This is a genomic window from Paraclostridium dentum, from assembly GCF_048568265.1.
Taxonomy (GTDB): Bacteria; Bacillota; Clostridia; order Peptostreptococcales; family Peptostreptococcaceae; genus Paraclostridium; species Paraclostridium dentum.
This window is the reverse complement of sequence record NZ_CP183813.1, coordinates 1,151,824-1,166,629: the sequence shown is the minus strand read 5'-3', so window position 1 is coordinate 1,166,629 and position 14,806 is coordinate 1,151,824. Positions and strand designations below refer to the sequence as shown.

16 protein-coding genes are annotated in these 14,806 nt (G+C 27.7%); 6 read left to right on the top strand and 10 right to left on the bottom strand.

The genetic code is table 11. The annotated features are described in order from the left end of the window. Window positions 1–108 precede the first annotated feature (108 nt). Together ACN6I1_RS05125 and ACN6I1_RS05120 are read left to right on the top strand one after the other, a co-directional pair. Window positions 109–651 carry a DUF308 domain-containing protein gene (locus tag ACN6I1_RS05125; RefSeq protein ID WP_053830957.1) on the top strand — a complete coding sequence of 181 codons (543 nt, stop codon included), beginning with the start codon at window positions 109–111 and terminating at the stop codon, window positions 649–651. Window positions 652–776: 125 nt separating this feature from the next. After that, a complete protein-coding gene (locus ACN6I1_RS05120; protein ID WP_419742975.1) occupies window positions 777–1,721 on the top strand; it encodes a TIGR01212 family radical SAM protein in 945 nt (314 codons plus the stop codon). Window positions 1,722–1,755: 34 nt separating this feature from the next. Here ACN6I1_RS05120 and ACN6I1_RS05115 read toward each other — a convergent pair whose 3' ends face one another. Continuing rightward, window positions 1,756–2,703 (bottom strand): DMT family transporter, encoded by a 948-nt coding sequence (locus ACN6I1_RS05115; RefSeq protein ID WP_021429163.1) that lies wholly within the window; start codon window positions 2,701–2,703, stop codon window positions 1,756–1,758. Window positions 2,704–2,993: 290 nt separating this feature from the next. Here ACN6I1_RS05115 and ACN6I1_RS05110 point away from each other — a divergent pair, with 290 nt between their 5' ends. Continuing rightward, entirely contained in the window at window positions 2,994–4,334 is a 1,341-nt protein-coding gene (locus ACN6I1_RS05110) for a sigma-54 interaction domain-containing protein (RefSeq protein ID WP_419742974.1), read from the top strand. A 71-nt stretch (window positions 4,335–4,405) separates the two neighbouring features. Here the strand turns inward: ACN6I1_RS05110 and ACN6I1_RS05105 are convergent, their stop codons facing one another. Genes ACN6I1_RS05105 through ACN6I1_RS05095 form a run of 3 tightly spaced genes read right to left on the bottom strand, consistent with a single transcriptional unit; the run spans window position 4,406 to window position 7,016 of the window. After that, window positions 4,406–4,972, bottom strand: a complete 567-nt coding sequence (locus ACN6I1_RS05105; protein ID WP_419742973.1) for a DJ-1 family glyoxalase III — start codon at window positions 4,970–4,972, stop codon at window positions 4,406–4,408. Window positions 4,973–4,981: 9 nt separating this feature from the next. Then, window positions 4,982–5,770, bottom strand: a complete 789-nt coding sequence (locus ACN6I1_RS05100; protein ID WP_419742972.1) for an HAD family hydrolase — start codon at window positions 5,768–5,770, stop codon at window positions 4,982–4,984. A 13-nt stretch (window positions 5,771–5,783) separates the two neighbouring features. After that, on the bottom strand, window positions 5,784–7,016 hold the full coding sequence (locus ACN6I1_RS05095) for a competence/damage-inducible protein A (RefSeq protein ID WP_419742971.1): 1,233 nt from the start codon (window positions 7,014–7,016) through the stop codon (window positions 5,784–5,786). Between the two features lie 191 nt (window positions 7,017–7,207). On the opposite strand from ACN6I1_RS05095, the gene ACN6I1_RS05090 reads away from it, so the two are divergent. Further along, on the top strand, window positions 7,208–8,356 hold the full coding sequence (locus ACN6I1_RS05090) for an AraC family transcriptional regulator (protein ID WP_419742970.1): 1,149 nt from the start codon (window positions 7,208–7,210) through the stop codon (window positions 8,354–8,356). Window positions 8,357–8,382: 26 nt separating this feature from the next. On the opposite strand, the gene ACN6I1_RS05085 is transcribed toward ACN6I1_RS05090, so the two are convergent. The 4 genes from ACN6I1_RS05085 to ACN6I1_RS05070 are packed head-to-tail and all read right to left on the bottom strand — an operon-like array spanning window position 8,383 to window position 12,382. Beyond that, window positions 8,383–9,357, bottom strand: coding sequence for an N-acetylglucosamine kinase (locus ACN6I1_RS05085; protein WP_419742969.1), 975 nt, complete (start codon window positions 9,355–9,357; stop codon window positions 8,383–8,385). Window positions 9,358–9,380: 23 nt separating this feature from the next. Continuing rightward, the gene (pfkB, locus tag ACN6I1_RS05080) at window positions 9,381–10,334 is read right to left on the bottom strand and encodes a 1-phosphofructokinase (RefSeq protein WP_419742968.1); all 954 of its coding nucleotides are present in this window, start codon (window positions 10,332–10,334) and stop codon (window positions 9,381–9,383) included. Then, entirely contained in the window at window positions 10,297–11,172 is an 876-nt protein-coding gene (locus ACN6I1_RS05075; RefSeq protein WP_419742967.1) for a tagatose bisphosphate family class II aldolase, read from the bottom strand. The genes pfkB and ACN6I1_RS05075 overlap by 38 nt, the downstream gene beginning before the upstream one ends. 16 nt (window positions 11,173–11,188) lie before the next feature. After that, the gene (locus ACN6I1_RS05070) at window positions 11,189–12,382 is read right to left on the bottom strand and encodes an SIS domain-containing protein (RefSeq protein WP_419742966.1); all 1,194 of its coding nucleotides are present in this window, start codon (window positions 12,380–12,382) and stop codon (window positions 11,189–11,191) included. Window positions 12,383–12,559: 177 nt separating this feature from the next. Here ACN6I1_RS05070 and ACN6I1_RS05065 point away from each other — a divergent pair, with 177 nt between their 5' ends. After that, on the top strand, window positions 12,560–12,748 hold the full coding sequence (locus ACN6I1_RS05065; RefSeq protein WP_195946608.1) for a hypothetical protein: 189 nt from the start codon (window positions 12,560–12,562) through the stop codon (window positions 12,746–12,748). A gap of 108 nt (window positions 12,749–12,856) precedes the next feature. After that, window positions 12,857–13,117, top strand: coding sequence for a DUF1294 domain-containing protein (locus ACN6I1_RS05060; RefSeq protein WP_419742965.1), 261 nt, complete (start codon window positions 12,857–12,859; stop codon window positions 13,115–13,117). An 80-nt stretch (window positions 13,118–13,197) separates the two neighbouring features. Here ACN6I1_RS05060 and ACN6I1_RS05055 read toward each other — a convergent pair whose 3' ends face one another. Next, window positions 13,198–14,352 (bottom strand): sodium ion-translocating decarboxylase subunit beta, encoded by a 1,155-nt coding sequence (locus ACN6I1_RS05055; RefSeq protein ID WP_035780102.1) that lies wholly within the window; start codon window positions 14,350–14,352, stop codon window positions 13,198–13,200. A gap of 66 nt (window positions 14,353–14,418) precedes the next feature. Next, window positions 14,419–14,802 (bottom strand): biotin/lipoyl-containing protein, encoded by a 384-nt coding sequence (locus ACN6I1_RS05050; protein ID WP_419742964.1) that lies wholly within the window; start codon window positions 14,800–14,802, stop codon window positions 14,419–14,421. Window positions 14,803–14,806: the final 4 nt, after the last annotated feature.

Below are 14,806 nucleotides of genomic sequence, written 5' to 3'. Positions count from 1 at the left end.
TGATACAAGCATTTTTAAAATTACTTTAAATAGAAATTTAAAAGAAAGTATTTTATAGTTACTTTTTTTTTGTTATAATTTTTTTAATGATTTAAAGAGGTGATATAAATGAATATAAATTTTAACTTTAATAATTTTAATCAAAAAGAAAATGCAAATAATTTTATAATAATGGGGATTTTACTTTTACTTATTGGAACTCTTTCCCTTTTATTTAAAAATTTAGGCATTAAAGTATTATCATTTGGCTTAGGAGCAGTTTGTTTGTTTTTAGCATACTTAAATCTAAAAACTATAAACGAACTTAAAAGATACGAGTCTAAAGAAACTCTAAAGCCTTATAAAAACAGAGAAATTATTCTTATAATTGTTGCGCTATTATTTTTTATTTTCCCTCAACAAATACAAGGATTCTTTTCATCTATACTTGGTGCATATCTTTTAGTAACACAAATTATTGCTTTTTTTAATAGCAGAAAAAATCCTTATATAAAGTTTAATGGTTTTAATGGTTTTTTATTAATATGTGGATTAATACTAATCCTTTCACCTTTATTCTTATCAGGATTTATAGCTACATTTTTATCTTTAATTTTCGTTTTAATCGGGTTCCAACTTTTATCAACTGGAAATAAGTTAAAAAAACTATAAAAAATAGTACCTTAAATTAAGGTACTATTTTTTATAGTTAAATTAATCCTTGGTTTGTATAAGATTGTTTTTTATGTTAATATTGTATAAGTAAATTTAATACAAACAAAGAAAAGGTGATTAATTTGACAAATTTTAAATATGCCTTTGATAATAAAAGGTATCATACATGGAATTATTACCTTAGAAGCAATTTTGGAGAAAAAGTTTTTAAGGTATCTATAAATGCAGGTTTTTCTTGCCCCAATATAGATGGAACTGTTGCTTATGGTGGATGTACTTACTGTAGTAAACAAGGTTCTGGAGATTTTGCAGGAAATCCTAACGATAATTTAATAAAGCAATTTGAAGATATAAAAGAAATGATGCATAAAAAATGGCATAACGCAAAATACATTGGATATTTCCAAGCTTTTACTAACACTCATGCTCCAGTAAGTGTATTAAAAGAAAAATATGAAACTATATTAAATTTAGATGATGTAATAGGACTTTCAATTTCTACTAGACCAGATTGTTTACCAGACGATGTTTTAGAATATTTATCTGAACTTAATAAAAAAACAAACTTATGGGTTGAACTAGGACTTCAAACGATTCATGATGAGACATCTAAAATTATAAATAGAGGTCATGATTATAATACGTTTTTAGAAGGTGTTGAAAAGTTAAAAAAACATAATATAAAAACAGTTGTTCATATCATAAATGGATTGCCTGGAGAAGACTATAATATGATGATGGAAACAGCTAAAGCAGTTGCTGATCTTGGTGTTCATGGAATAAAGATACACTTACTTCATGTTTTAAAAGAAACACCTATGGAAAACATGTTAAAAAAAGGTATGTTTAATTTAATGGAGAAAGATGATTATATAAACTTAGTGTGTGACCAGTTAGAAATTATGCCTCCTGAAATGGTGGTTCATAGACTTACTGGAGACGGTAAAAGAGATGAAATAGTAGGTCCTATGTGGAGTCTTAAAAAGTGGGAAGTTCTAAATGCTATAGATGATACTATGAGAGAAAGAAATTCGTATCAAGGAATTAAATACTGTAATAAAAAATAAGCTATCTAAGTAGATAGCTTATTTTTTATTACAGTTAATTTGCTGTATGAAGTTTTATTTTATTTCCTGAGCTAATATTATCATTATCTTCTTCAAATTTATTGTTAGGTTTTTTAATTGATATAATCGCAGAAACAACCATAAATAAAACCCCTATAGCTTTCACTATAGAAAAGTTTTCTCCAAGCAATGTCCAACCTATTATTACAGATACTATAAGCTCTGCAGATGCTAATATTCCAGCTATTGATAAATCAATACCTGTTGAAATTCCATTTAAATAAAATATATATGCACCAGCTGCAGGTATTATCCCTAATCCTAATATAGTAAACACAGTACCTATATTATTTGCATATGAAATAATTTGTATAGGATTAGCTAAAGGTATCATTAATATAGACCCGATTAGAAATCCATATATCAACAGGGTTATCCCTTCACATTCTTTTAATGCACCTTTACTTATTATGGACATACATGCATATGTTATAGCTGACATTATCCCTAGTAAAATACCTTGTGTGCTAAGTTGACCTAAATCTAAACTTCCTCCTGTTACTGCTAATATCGATCCACAAAAACAAATACATAGTGACATAACTTTAGACTTATTAAGTCTTTCTTTAAAAATTGCCATTGATAGCATTGCTAAAAACAATGGAGATGTGTATAAAAGTACTGCAGATGCCGAAACTCCAATAGAATCTATAGCATTAAAATAGCATATATTAAACCCAGCCTGGCTTATTATACCTACAAGAATACAATACATTAATCCTTTTCTGTTTATCTTAAGTGCATTTGGCATTTTTACACAACTATAAATAAATAATATCAAAAACCCTAAAAATAATCTTAAAAATGCAACTTGTTCTGGAGTTAGCCCTAAGTTTAATAGTGAATTCGCAAATAATCCAATAGTAGCCCATAAAACTCCTGCTGTTACAACAAATATATACCCTTTACTTCTTTGTTCCATAAAAAAATCCTCCTATCTATACTACTATTACGATTATTTATTTTAGCAATTTCTATGCCAAATCATTCCAAGCTTTTTCTAATTGAAATCACTTGCTTTGGAAACATTTTCTCATTGTATATAAGTCAATTTAAACTCATTTTCACTTTTTATATAAGTTAAAATAGACTTATAATATTAAAATCCATTAAGTATTCATTTATAATAAGTTGATTTTGACTTATATATATACTATAATTAAGGAGTTTTAAATAGATAGTTTATAATTTATTATTTCGGGGGATATATTAATGCAATACACTAAAGATTTTTTTGAAAGAATAGTAGAATCTTCTCATGATGAAATTTTTGTATGTGATAAAGATGGGTATATGATTTATTGTAATAAAGCATTTGAATCTAACTACGGTATAGATAGAGAGGATATGATAGGAAAAACAGCAATGTTCTTAAATGAAGCTGGCTACTCTAATCAAACACCTATTCCTTCTGTTGTTAAACATAAGAAAAAAGTTTCTATGGAACAGAAAACTATAACTGGAAAAACACTTATAATAACCGCAACACCTGTTTTTGATGAAAATGGTGATATAGAATTTATAGTAGAAAATTCTAGGGATATAAGTGAATTAAATAGTATAAAAGAAAAAATAAAATTATATGAAAATACAATAAGTTCATTTAATAAATCTCAGTCATTAATTTATAATGATACTACTATAAAAGGATCCAGCATGAAATCAATTTTAGAAATAGCAAGAAATGTTGCTAAAACAAATGTAAATGTTTTATTACTTGGTGAATCAGGATGTGGTAAAACTACACTTGCTAAACACATACATTTAAATAGTAAAAGAGCTGGAAAACCATTTATAACAATAAATTGTTCAACTATTTCTCCAAACCTTCTTGAATCTGAATTATTTGGTTACGAGGGCGGTGCATTCACTGGGGCTAATTCAAAGGGTAAAATAGGACTAGTTGAGTTAGCAAATGAAGGGACTTTATTTCTTGATGAAATTGGCGATATCCCCAAAGAACTTCAATCTAAGTTTTTACAACTTATTCAAGATAAAACATTTACTTCAGTTGGAGGAGTAAAAACTAAAAAAGTTGATATACGATTTATTTCTGCAACTAATGTTGATTTAATAAATTCTATAAATCAAAAAAAATTTAGAGAGGATTTATATTATAGAATAAACGTGGTAGAACTAAAAATTCCACCTCTTCGAGATCGTAAAGAAGATTTATTAGAGCTTATTTTTCACTTTTTCAAAAAATACTCAAACATTTTCAATCTAGATAAAAGTATGTCTACAGAAGTTATAAACGTACTTTTGAACTACAATTACCCTGGAAATATGAGAGAACTTGAAAATATAATTCAAAATATTTTAGTTACTTCAAGCTCAGACTACATTGAATTACACCACTTACCAAAATCAGTCCTTCACAACGTAGATTTTGTAAAAGATGAAGAAAATAATTCATTAGATAATTTAATGGAAAATTATGAGAAGCTTTTAATTTGTAAATACTATAAAAGCAATCCAAGTTCATATAAGTTAGCTAAAGCATTAAACATATCTCAATCTAAAGCAAGTAGACTTATACGAAAATATTTATAAATAAAAAAAAATGATAAATATATAAGCTAAACTTATATATTTATCATTTAATGGTTTTTAATTAATAATTTTTATTTAAATTCGTTATAAAAGTTTACTAACATACCTTCTTTTATTTCTTCATATTCTTTTTTATATCCAAGTTTCTTCAGTATTGCTAATGAAAATTCTATAGCTGTTGCTGGTCCTCTACTAGTTATTATATTTCCAGCCTCTACAACTATTTGGTTTTCTATATAGTTTAGATTACTCTTATCTTTTATAAATCCTGGATATGATGTGCATTTTTTTCCATTTAATATATTAAAACTTTCTAGTGCCTCTGGAGCTGCGCATATAGCAGCTATAATTTTACCATCATTATTAAACTTTTGTACTATTTCTCTAACTTTTTCACTATCTCTTAGATTATATGCTCCTGGAAGTCCTCCTGGTAATACAACTCCATCATACTCATTTATGTTTATATCATTTATATTTACATCTGATTTAACTTCTATATTATGAGTACCTTTTACATATTCAGTGTCAAGACTTCCCATATGACAAATTACTTGAGCTCTTCTAAATACATTAACTACACTTAATGCCTCTATTTCTTCAAATCCATTTGCTAATAAAACTAATACCTTCTTCATAACTTCCTCCTATGAATTTAAATCTTCATTAATTTCTTTTATCTTTCTAATTGCATCTTCTACAGAACTAGCAGTATAATTTGCACTTTCTTGTACTTCTTTTCTTGAATTTTTCATTGCAAAACTATATTTAGTAGTTTTAAGCATACTTATATCATTTGGAGAATCTCCTATAGTTGCTACTTCATCTAAACTAACTCCTAAACCTTTGCATACATTTTTTATAGCTGCATGTTTTGAAACACCTTTAGGAACTAAGTTTAAGGTATATTCAGATGAAAAATATATGTCTAAAACATCATTGAATTCTTCAATTAAAAAAGATTCTAATCTATATAGTTCATCTACATCTTTAGATACTATACCTATATTACCTACAAGGTCATTGTAGGTATTTTTATTTGCAAATTCTTTGTCTACTAAATATTCATCTGAATAAATCTTAAAGCAATCATTTTCTTCTAGTAATACTACCTTTCCATTATACTTAAAGTATAATGTTGCGTTATCTGATTCATATAAAGCAATCACTTTTTTTACTATATTATCATCTATTGTTCCTTTAAAAACTAAATTTTTATTGCAATCATATATATATGATCCATTTTCACATATATAATATCCATTCATATCAATATCATCTTGAGTCATCTTTACAGCTTGAGAAAAAATTCTTCCAGTAGCTATATTAAATGTAACTCCTTGTTTTTCTATATTATTTATAGCATTTGCATCTTCTTTAGATATTCCATTGTGATATAATGTTCCATCTAAATCACAAAATATATATTTTATCATTAGCTTACTCCTTTTACTTTATAAGTTCTGTTCTAACTAAGTTTAGTGCTTCGCTTGTAGCTCTAGATCTTATTTTCTCTCTACTTCCAGCTAGATTACATTTTTTAACTTTAATTTCTCCATTTATATAAAGTCCTATATAAACTAACCCAACAGGTTTTTCATCAGTTCCGCCTCCAGGACCTGCTATTCCAGTTGTAGATACCCCAATATTAGCACCTAAAGACTTAGCAACTCCCATAGCCATCTCAATAGCTGTTTCTTCACTTACTGCTCCAAATTTATCTAAAGTATCTTTTTTAACCCCTAGTCTTTTCATTTTAGCTTCATTGGAATAAGTAACACATCCTTCTAAGAAACTTTGAGAAATTCCAGGATAGTTTATTAATTTTGATGAAACCATTCCTCCTGTGCATGATTCACTTACAGCTATAGTCATATTCTTTTCAACCAATAATTTTGCTACTTCTTCCTCTAAAGTAGTATCATCATAACCATATATGTAATTTCCTACCCTATTATTGATTTCATCTTCTACATTTTTTATTAGTTCATTTGCTTTTTCAGTATTTTCAGCTTTTGCAGTTATTCTAATAGTTACTTCACCCTCTTTAGCATAAGGTGCAATAGTAGGATTTTTTTGATTATTTATCATATCTATTAACTTATCTTCTAATGAAGATTCACCTATTCCAAAGAATCTTAATGTTTTTGATACAAGTTTATAATCAGTTAAACATAATAAGTGTTTCTTTAACTCATTATTGAACATAGGTATCATTTCTTTTGGCGGTCCTGGTAATAGTATTATCATTTTATTATCTTTTTTTAATATTGCTCCTGGAGCCGTTCCATTAGGATTATTTAATATAATGCAGTCTTTTGGAAAATATGCTTGCTTTTTATTATTCTCAGTTAACTCTAACCCTAACTTGTTAAAATAAGATTTAATATCTTTCCAAATATCCATATATAAAACCAATTCTTGACCAAAACACTTAGCAGCTACTTCTTTAGTCATATCATCTTTCGTTGGCCCAAGACCTCCAGTGGTAATTATTATGTCACTTCTTTTTAAACCTTCATTTAAAGACTCCATAAGTCTTGTTTCATTATCTCCAACTGTACCTTGATGATATACATCTATCCCAATATTTGCTAACTCTTTTGCTAAAAACTGAGAATTTGTATTTACGATATCACCTAATAAAATTTCAGTTCCTACAGTTATAATTTCAGCTCTCATTTTATCACCTTTTTCCTTAATATATTTATACCCTAATATTACCATATTTAAATTAGTATTGCTTTCTACTTTTTTAGCTTATTCACATTCATATCTAATTTAGATATACAAAATATTTTAATCCTATATTTATAGTATTTAGTATTTAACATTCATATAATATATATTATATCCTATAATTGGAGGTTGTTATGTTTGATAAAATCACATCTCCTAAGTTTAAATTTTTTGGAGAAGTAATAAATACTTATAATGAGATTGATAACTCTTATCTTCATAATTTTACAAATAAGAGTATTAGTGATTTAAAAGTTTTAACAAACGATGAGGTTTTTATAAAAGTTTTATCTGGAGTTGTTATGATTTTAGTGTCATTTGATTCTTCTAGCTTAAACTCATTTATAGTAAATAGACCTATAAGGTTAAAAAAAGGACTTTATTTCAACTTTATATCGATATCAGATAAGTCTTCAATATATATATCAAAACCTTCATATAAATTTAATTCAATCCCTTTAACACACGATTACGTATACTCATCAATATCACCTTCATTACATATAAATGAAATTTACACTAAATTTTATCAAGAAAAAGGTTGTAGTTATATTTTCAAAGGAGAATCACATCCTTATTGGGAACTTACTTATGTAGATAAAGGTATGTTAAATACAGATATAGATAGTAATTCTTATACCTTAAATCAAGGTGATTTAATATTTTATGCCCCACTTCAATTTCATAACCAGTATACAATAGAAGAAAATACTTGTTCATATCTAACCATAAATTTTAATATGGATTTTAATGATTATGAGTTTCTATGCAATAAAGTATTTACCTTAAACCGTGATTCACATCATATTATACAAAATCTTATTAATGAATTGTCAAATCAAGATAAATATTCTGATGACTTATCACTTTGCTATTTAAAGCAGCTTATTATAAATACTTTAAGGTTTAAAAATTTTCAAGGTCAACACAAACCAACTACACATATGCAACAATCTTATGAAGATGACTTGTTGAATAACATTTTAAAATACATTGATAAAAATATTAATAAAAACATAAGCATAAATACATTATGTAATGAATTTTGCATAAGTAGTACAACTTTGCATTCTATATTTAAGAAAAATACGGATAAAACGGTTAAACATTATATAAACGATATAAAACTAAATAAAAGCAAAGAACTTATAAAAAGCTCTAGTTATACATTTAGCCAAATTTCTGAGATATTAGGTTTTTCTTCTATTCATTATTTTTCTCGTAAATTTAAATCTCATTTTGGAATATCCCCCACTGAATATTCCAAATCTATATATAAGTAAAGGAAGGTAAAATTACCTTCCTTATTTTATGAAAAACTATATTCAGTTTTATTAATCATATTATTTAAAACTTCATTACTTATATGATTATTTTTTATTTTATAAGCTAGTAAACACGCTCCCATATCTGGTTCTAAGATAGGCTTTATAAGCTTTACATTATATCCGCTTAAATTATTTTTTATCGGGTTAATAATTAAGTCTCCACTTTTAAATACTCCACCTGAATAAGATATAGTTATTTCATCTTCAAATTCCAATTCATTTATTATCATCTTTGCTAATAAACTAAGCTCGTATCCAGCTAAATTAAATATTTCTAATGCATTTTCATCATTTAATTTAGCACTTTCAAAACATATTTTAGAAAATTGTGCAATTTGAGTTCTATCTTTATTTATTTTATTTAAAACATAATCAATTATTTCAAAATCATCAGATATATTTAAGCGTTCTCTGACTTTTTCATAAATCATACCTCTGTTTAGTCTTTTATCCGATTCTTTTGAAAATACTTCGATAGTTTTTTTCCCTATCCAATGTGCAGATCCTTCATCGCCTACATAATCTCCCCATCCACCACATCTTATTGTATTTCCATATACATCTTTTCCAAGTGCAATCGAGCCTGTTCCACTAACTATATTTATTCCAGGTTTACCTGCTAAAGAACCTTCAAACCCAGCTTCTACATCATTTCCAATTCTAAAGTCAATTTTATTAAATACTCGTTCACATATACAATTTATTTTTTTCACAACACTTTTAACTTCTCCATATCCAGGAATCCCAAGAAAAACACTATCTATTTTATCAATATCTACGTTTGATTTTTCTATAATTTCACTTAATCCTTCGTTCAATATATCTTCTAATCCATCAAATCCTACTTGCTCATAATGAGTCGTTTTCGTTGTATATTGTGTAATTTTTTCCCCCATATTATTTATCATGGTAAATGTAGTTTTTGTACCTCCACCGTCTACCCCTATATAATACATATACGCCCTCCTATATTGGTAGATTAAGTTTTTTTAACATATTCATTTACTTTAATTTCATCTATAAATTTATTAATATCATCTAAATTTATAGATCCTGTAGATATGTTCATTGCATTTGACATTCCACATGCATTTGCTAATTTCAAAGTATTTTCTAAATCATAACCTTTATCTATTCCTAAAGCAAAACCAGCTATACTAGAATCTCCACTTCCAACAGGGTTTATAACCTCTATTTTAGGTATTTCAACTTTATATATATAATCTTTATTTATAAATATCATTCCATCTTTTCCCATTGATACACATATATTTTTTACTCCACTTGAAAGCATACTTTCTGCTACACTTATAATATCCTCTATACTTTTTATTTTTAATCCACTTAAACTTTCTAGTTCATCAATATTAGGTTTTATAAGATATGGACTTGAGTTCATCCCGAACCTAAGACTTTCCCCACTACTATCTAAGATAAACTTTATATTTCTTTGATTGCATATTTCTCCAATTTTAAAATAATAATCTGTCGGCAATCCCTTTGCTAAGCTACCTGATGCAACTAAAACATGTGTATCTTTTAAAACTTCTTCTAAGTCTTTTTCAAATCTATTAATTTCTTCTTTACTTATATTTGGACCTTTCTCTAACACCTCTGTACTTACATTGTTTGAATCCATTATATTTAAACAAATTCTAGTCTCTTCTTGTATAGGCGTAAATTTATTTTCTATTCCTATATCTTTTAATTTAGATTTTATATATTCACCATTAAATCCACCTAAAAATCCTATACAATTAACATCTTCCCCCAGATTTTTTAAAACTTTTGCTACATTTAACCCTTTTCCGCCTGCAGTTGGGTTAACTAAATCAGCTCTTTGAACAGAACCAATTTCAAATTTATCTAATTTATATAATCTATCTATAGATGGATTAAATGTTATAACTGATATCATATGCTTTATTCTCACTCTTACACATCTTTATTTTTTCAACTACAACATCATACATAGCATTCTTTGCAGGCACTAGATATTGTCTTGGATCAGATGCATTAGGATTTTCATTAAAATATTCTTTTATAGCATTTGAAAAAGGTATTTTAAGTTCTGTTGCTATATTTACTTTACATATACCTTTTTTAATTGATTTTTGAACTGATTCATAAGGTACTCCAGACGCACCATGAAGTACTAATGGTACCTCAACCATATTTTTAATTTTTTCTAATCTGTCAAAGTCTAATTTAGGTTCACTTTTATAAAGTCCATGAGCTGTTCCAATTGCAACTGCTAGTGAATCAACTCCTGTGATTTTTACAAATTCATACGCTTCTTTTGGATCTGTTAAAAATGCATCCTTTTCATCTACATTTAAATCATCCTCTACTCCACCAAGCTTTCCTAGTTCAGCTTCTACAGTAGCTCCATATAAATGAGCGTATTCAACTACATCTTTTACAATTTCTATATTCTTTCTAAACTCGTGCTTCGATGCATCTATCATAACTGATTTGCACCCAAGATTTATTATCCTTTTTATATCTTCTACATTTTCATGATGATCTAAATGAAATGTTAATGGTATATTGTTTAACTCACTTGCTTTTTCAATTATAGCTAAAAGATAGTTCTCATCTGCATACTTTACAGTTGATGGAGTCGCAGCTAAAATAACTGGTGATTTCAAGTTTCTAGCTGCATCTAAAACAACTTGTATTGTCTCTAAATTGTGTATATTAAAAGCCGGAACTGCGTATCCCTCTTTTTGCGCTTTGATCAAAATTTCTTTAGTCGATAATAAACTCATATTCCTTCCCCCCCTTTTATTTATTTAAATCATGTAGTATAACCCCTTGTACTACTCTGTTTACCTCTCCTGTTGGACATGGATTATCTGGTGTAATTCCTAACTCTTTAGATTTTAAAAATGATAATATCTGCCCAAATATTATTTGTTGTAATGGAAGTAGTGCTTCATTTTCTATGTTGTAATCAATATTTTCTATATTAAATACATAATCAGCTTTATCTTTTAAATTTTGATTTATGTTTGAACCTATTAATACAACTTTATCTTTTTTTCTATGCGCTAACATTTCTTTAGCCAAATCTAAATCATAAAGCCTAGTGTAATTTTCATTTGATATATAAATTACAGTTATACTTTCATCGTTTATAACGGATTTAGGCCCATGTCTAAAACCTAAAGGTGTATCATAACTTGCATTTACTTTGCCAGCTGTTAGCTCTAAAACTTTAAGTGCACTCTCCCTAGCTATACCTTTACTTGTTCCAGAACCTAAATATATTATTCTTTCAAATTTTTCTTTTGCTAGTTTATCTATTGATTCTAAATTTGTTTCTATAAATTTTTCTACACATTTTGAAAGATTTTTTGTATCTTGTATAAACATATCAATTTTTTCAATATTAAATACTCCTAAACAACTTAAAACCATAGTTGTAAAACTACTTGTCATTGCAAAGCCTAAATCATTAGTCTCTGGTGGCATAAGAAGTAATAAACTTTTTTCATCATCTTTCGTATTTAATGCCAATTTACCATTTCCATTACAAGTTATTATGATTTGGTATAAATCATCTATAATTTCATTTGCTAATTTTACTGCGTGTACACTCTCTGGTGAATTGCCTGACCTTGCAAATGAAACTAAAATAGTTGGTATATCTTTTATAAAGTAATTACTAGGACTTGCAACTAAGTCTGTTGTAGCTATTGCTTCCACTTTTTTATTTAATAATTTCGTTAAGTACGGTTCGCAAGTTTCTCCTGCAAATGCAGATGTTCCAGCACCTGTTAATATAATTCTGCAATTTTTTTTACTAGTAACATCTTCAATAAATTTTTTTATATCACCCCTATTGTCATATAAATTACTTGCAGCCTCTCTCCATACTCTAGCTTGCTGTGATATTTCTTTTGCAGTGTTTAATCCCTTACAAGATTCTAGTGTTTCTATGTCTATCCCCAATATTTTTTTAGATACATCTTCCAATTGTATTCCTCCTTATTATTCTTTATATTAATATTGTATTGATTTAAGTTTAATAAGTATTTGCAATTTCGTACTTACGTTTTGTACTTTTATACGTTTTTATCAATTTTTATATTTATTGAATAATTATTAATTCAATTGTCAATCCTCCTAGTACAAGTTATTAGGAGGATAATTATGTTTTATTTATTAACTTCAAACAAAGCCACAAGAAACAATGATATTTATACAGTCGGATGTGAATTGATAAAAAAAGTTGATTTAATTTTAGATTGTCAAAACCCAGAAATTTTAAATTCAATTTTTTTAGATTCAGATATAGAAAATGAAATTTATAATAACAAAGTTAAAGAACCTATTGTTTAATTCACAAAAATAAAAACTAGATTATATTTTATAATCTAGTTTTTATTTTGATTTTTTTGTTTTTATGATATTATTTAAGTATTTAAATAAATTTATGAGGAGGTTATAATGAAAATTTTCAACATATATTTTTTAATTATATCCTGTATATCATTTTTACTTATGTACATAGATAAACAAAGAGCAATTAAACATGAATGGAGAGTTCCTGAATCAACTCTTATGACTTTATCTTTAATTGGAGGAGCAATAGGTACATATCTAGGAATGTATACGTTTAGACATAAAACAAAACATACTAAATTTACTATAGGAGTTCCTATTTGTATAGTAATTAATATAGTTTTATATTATTTTTTAGTTTCATAGATTATCCATATTTTTAGTAAATATAATTTCCTTAATTATAAAAAGGATGTCTTAAAATATTTTAAGACATCCTTTTTATTTTAACCTCCGAATAAACTTAGTAATATTCCGGCTGCCACAGCAGATCCTATTACACCTGCAACATTAGGTCCCATAGCATACATAAGTATAAAGTTTCCTGGATTTTCTTCTTGAGCTACCTTATGCGCAACTCTTGCTGCCATAGGTACTGCAGATACTCCAGCTGCTCCTATAAGTGGATTTACTTTATCCTTTGTAAATCTATTCATAAACTTAGCACAAAGTACTCCCGATCCTGTTCCTATACTAAATGCAATTATTCCAAGCGCAAATATTTTTATAGTTTGTGCACTTAAGAAAACTTGAGCTTCTGCTGATGCTCCAACAGATAACCCTAAAAATATTGTAATTATATTCATTAAAGCATTAGTTGCCGTATCTGAAAGTCTATCAGTAACTGTACACTCTTTAAGTAAATTACCAAACATTAGTAGTCCTATTAATGTAGCTGCTGATGGTAATAATAATGATACTACTATAGTAACTACTATAGGAAATATAATTTTAACTTTTTTAGATACTGGCTTTGATTGTTTCATTATTATATTTCTTTCTTCCTTAGTTGTTAGAGCTTTCATTATAGGTGGCTGTATTATTGGAACTAAAGCCATGTATGAATAAGCTGCAACAGCTATAGGAGCTAATAGGTGAGGTGCTAATTTTGTTGTTAAGTAAATTGCAGTTGGCCCATCTGCTCCTCCTATAATACCTATAGAAGATGCTTCTAGTCCTGTGAAACCTAAAGCTAGTGCACCTATAAATGTAAAAAATATTCCAAACTGTGCTGCAGCACCTAATAATATACTCTTTGGATTAGATATCATTGGTCCAAAGTCCGTCATTGCTCCAACTCCTAAGAATATTAACGGTGGGAATATACCCAGTTTACATCCTTGGTATAGATAGTAAAGTAACCCTCCCGGAGTCTTTGTTGCAATTGACCCATTTATTGATTCTTGTGTAAGTGAAACATCATTTATAGATGAAATTGGTGTATTCATAGCACCTGCTAATGGAAGATTTGTAAGTAACATACCAAAAGCTATAGGCACTAATAATAACGGTTCAAATCCTTTTGCTATTGCTAAATATAATAATACACAGGCGATTAATATCATTACAATTTGTCGCCAATCCATATTAACAATACCCATTGATTGAATAAAATTATTAATAACTTCTCCCACGGGTAAGTCCCCCTTTTAAAAATTTGTAATTATTTAACCTATAGTTATTAAAGCATCCCCTGCGCTTACAGATGCTCCTTTTGATACATCAACTGACTTAACTGTACCATCAGAACTTGCCATTATTTCATTTTCCATTTTCATAGCTTCAAGTATTAGTAATACTTGACCTTTTTTAACACTATCTCCAACTTTTACACGTACATCATTTATTGTTCCTGGCATAGGTGCTGATATAGTTCCTCCTCCAGCAGATGGTGCATTTTGAGTTTGCTTAGGTTGTACTTTTGGTGATGCTTGTGGCTGAACTTGTTGAGTTGCTACTTGTGGTCTTTGTACAGATGCCTGACTGCCTAGCTCTTCCACCTCTACTTCGTATGTATTTCCATTTACAGTTATATTATATTTTTTTATCATCGTA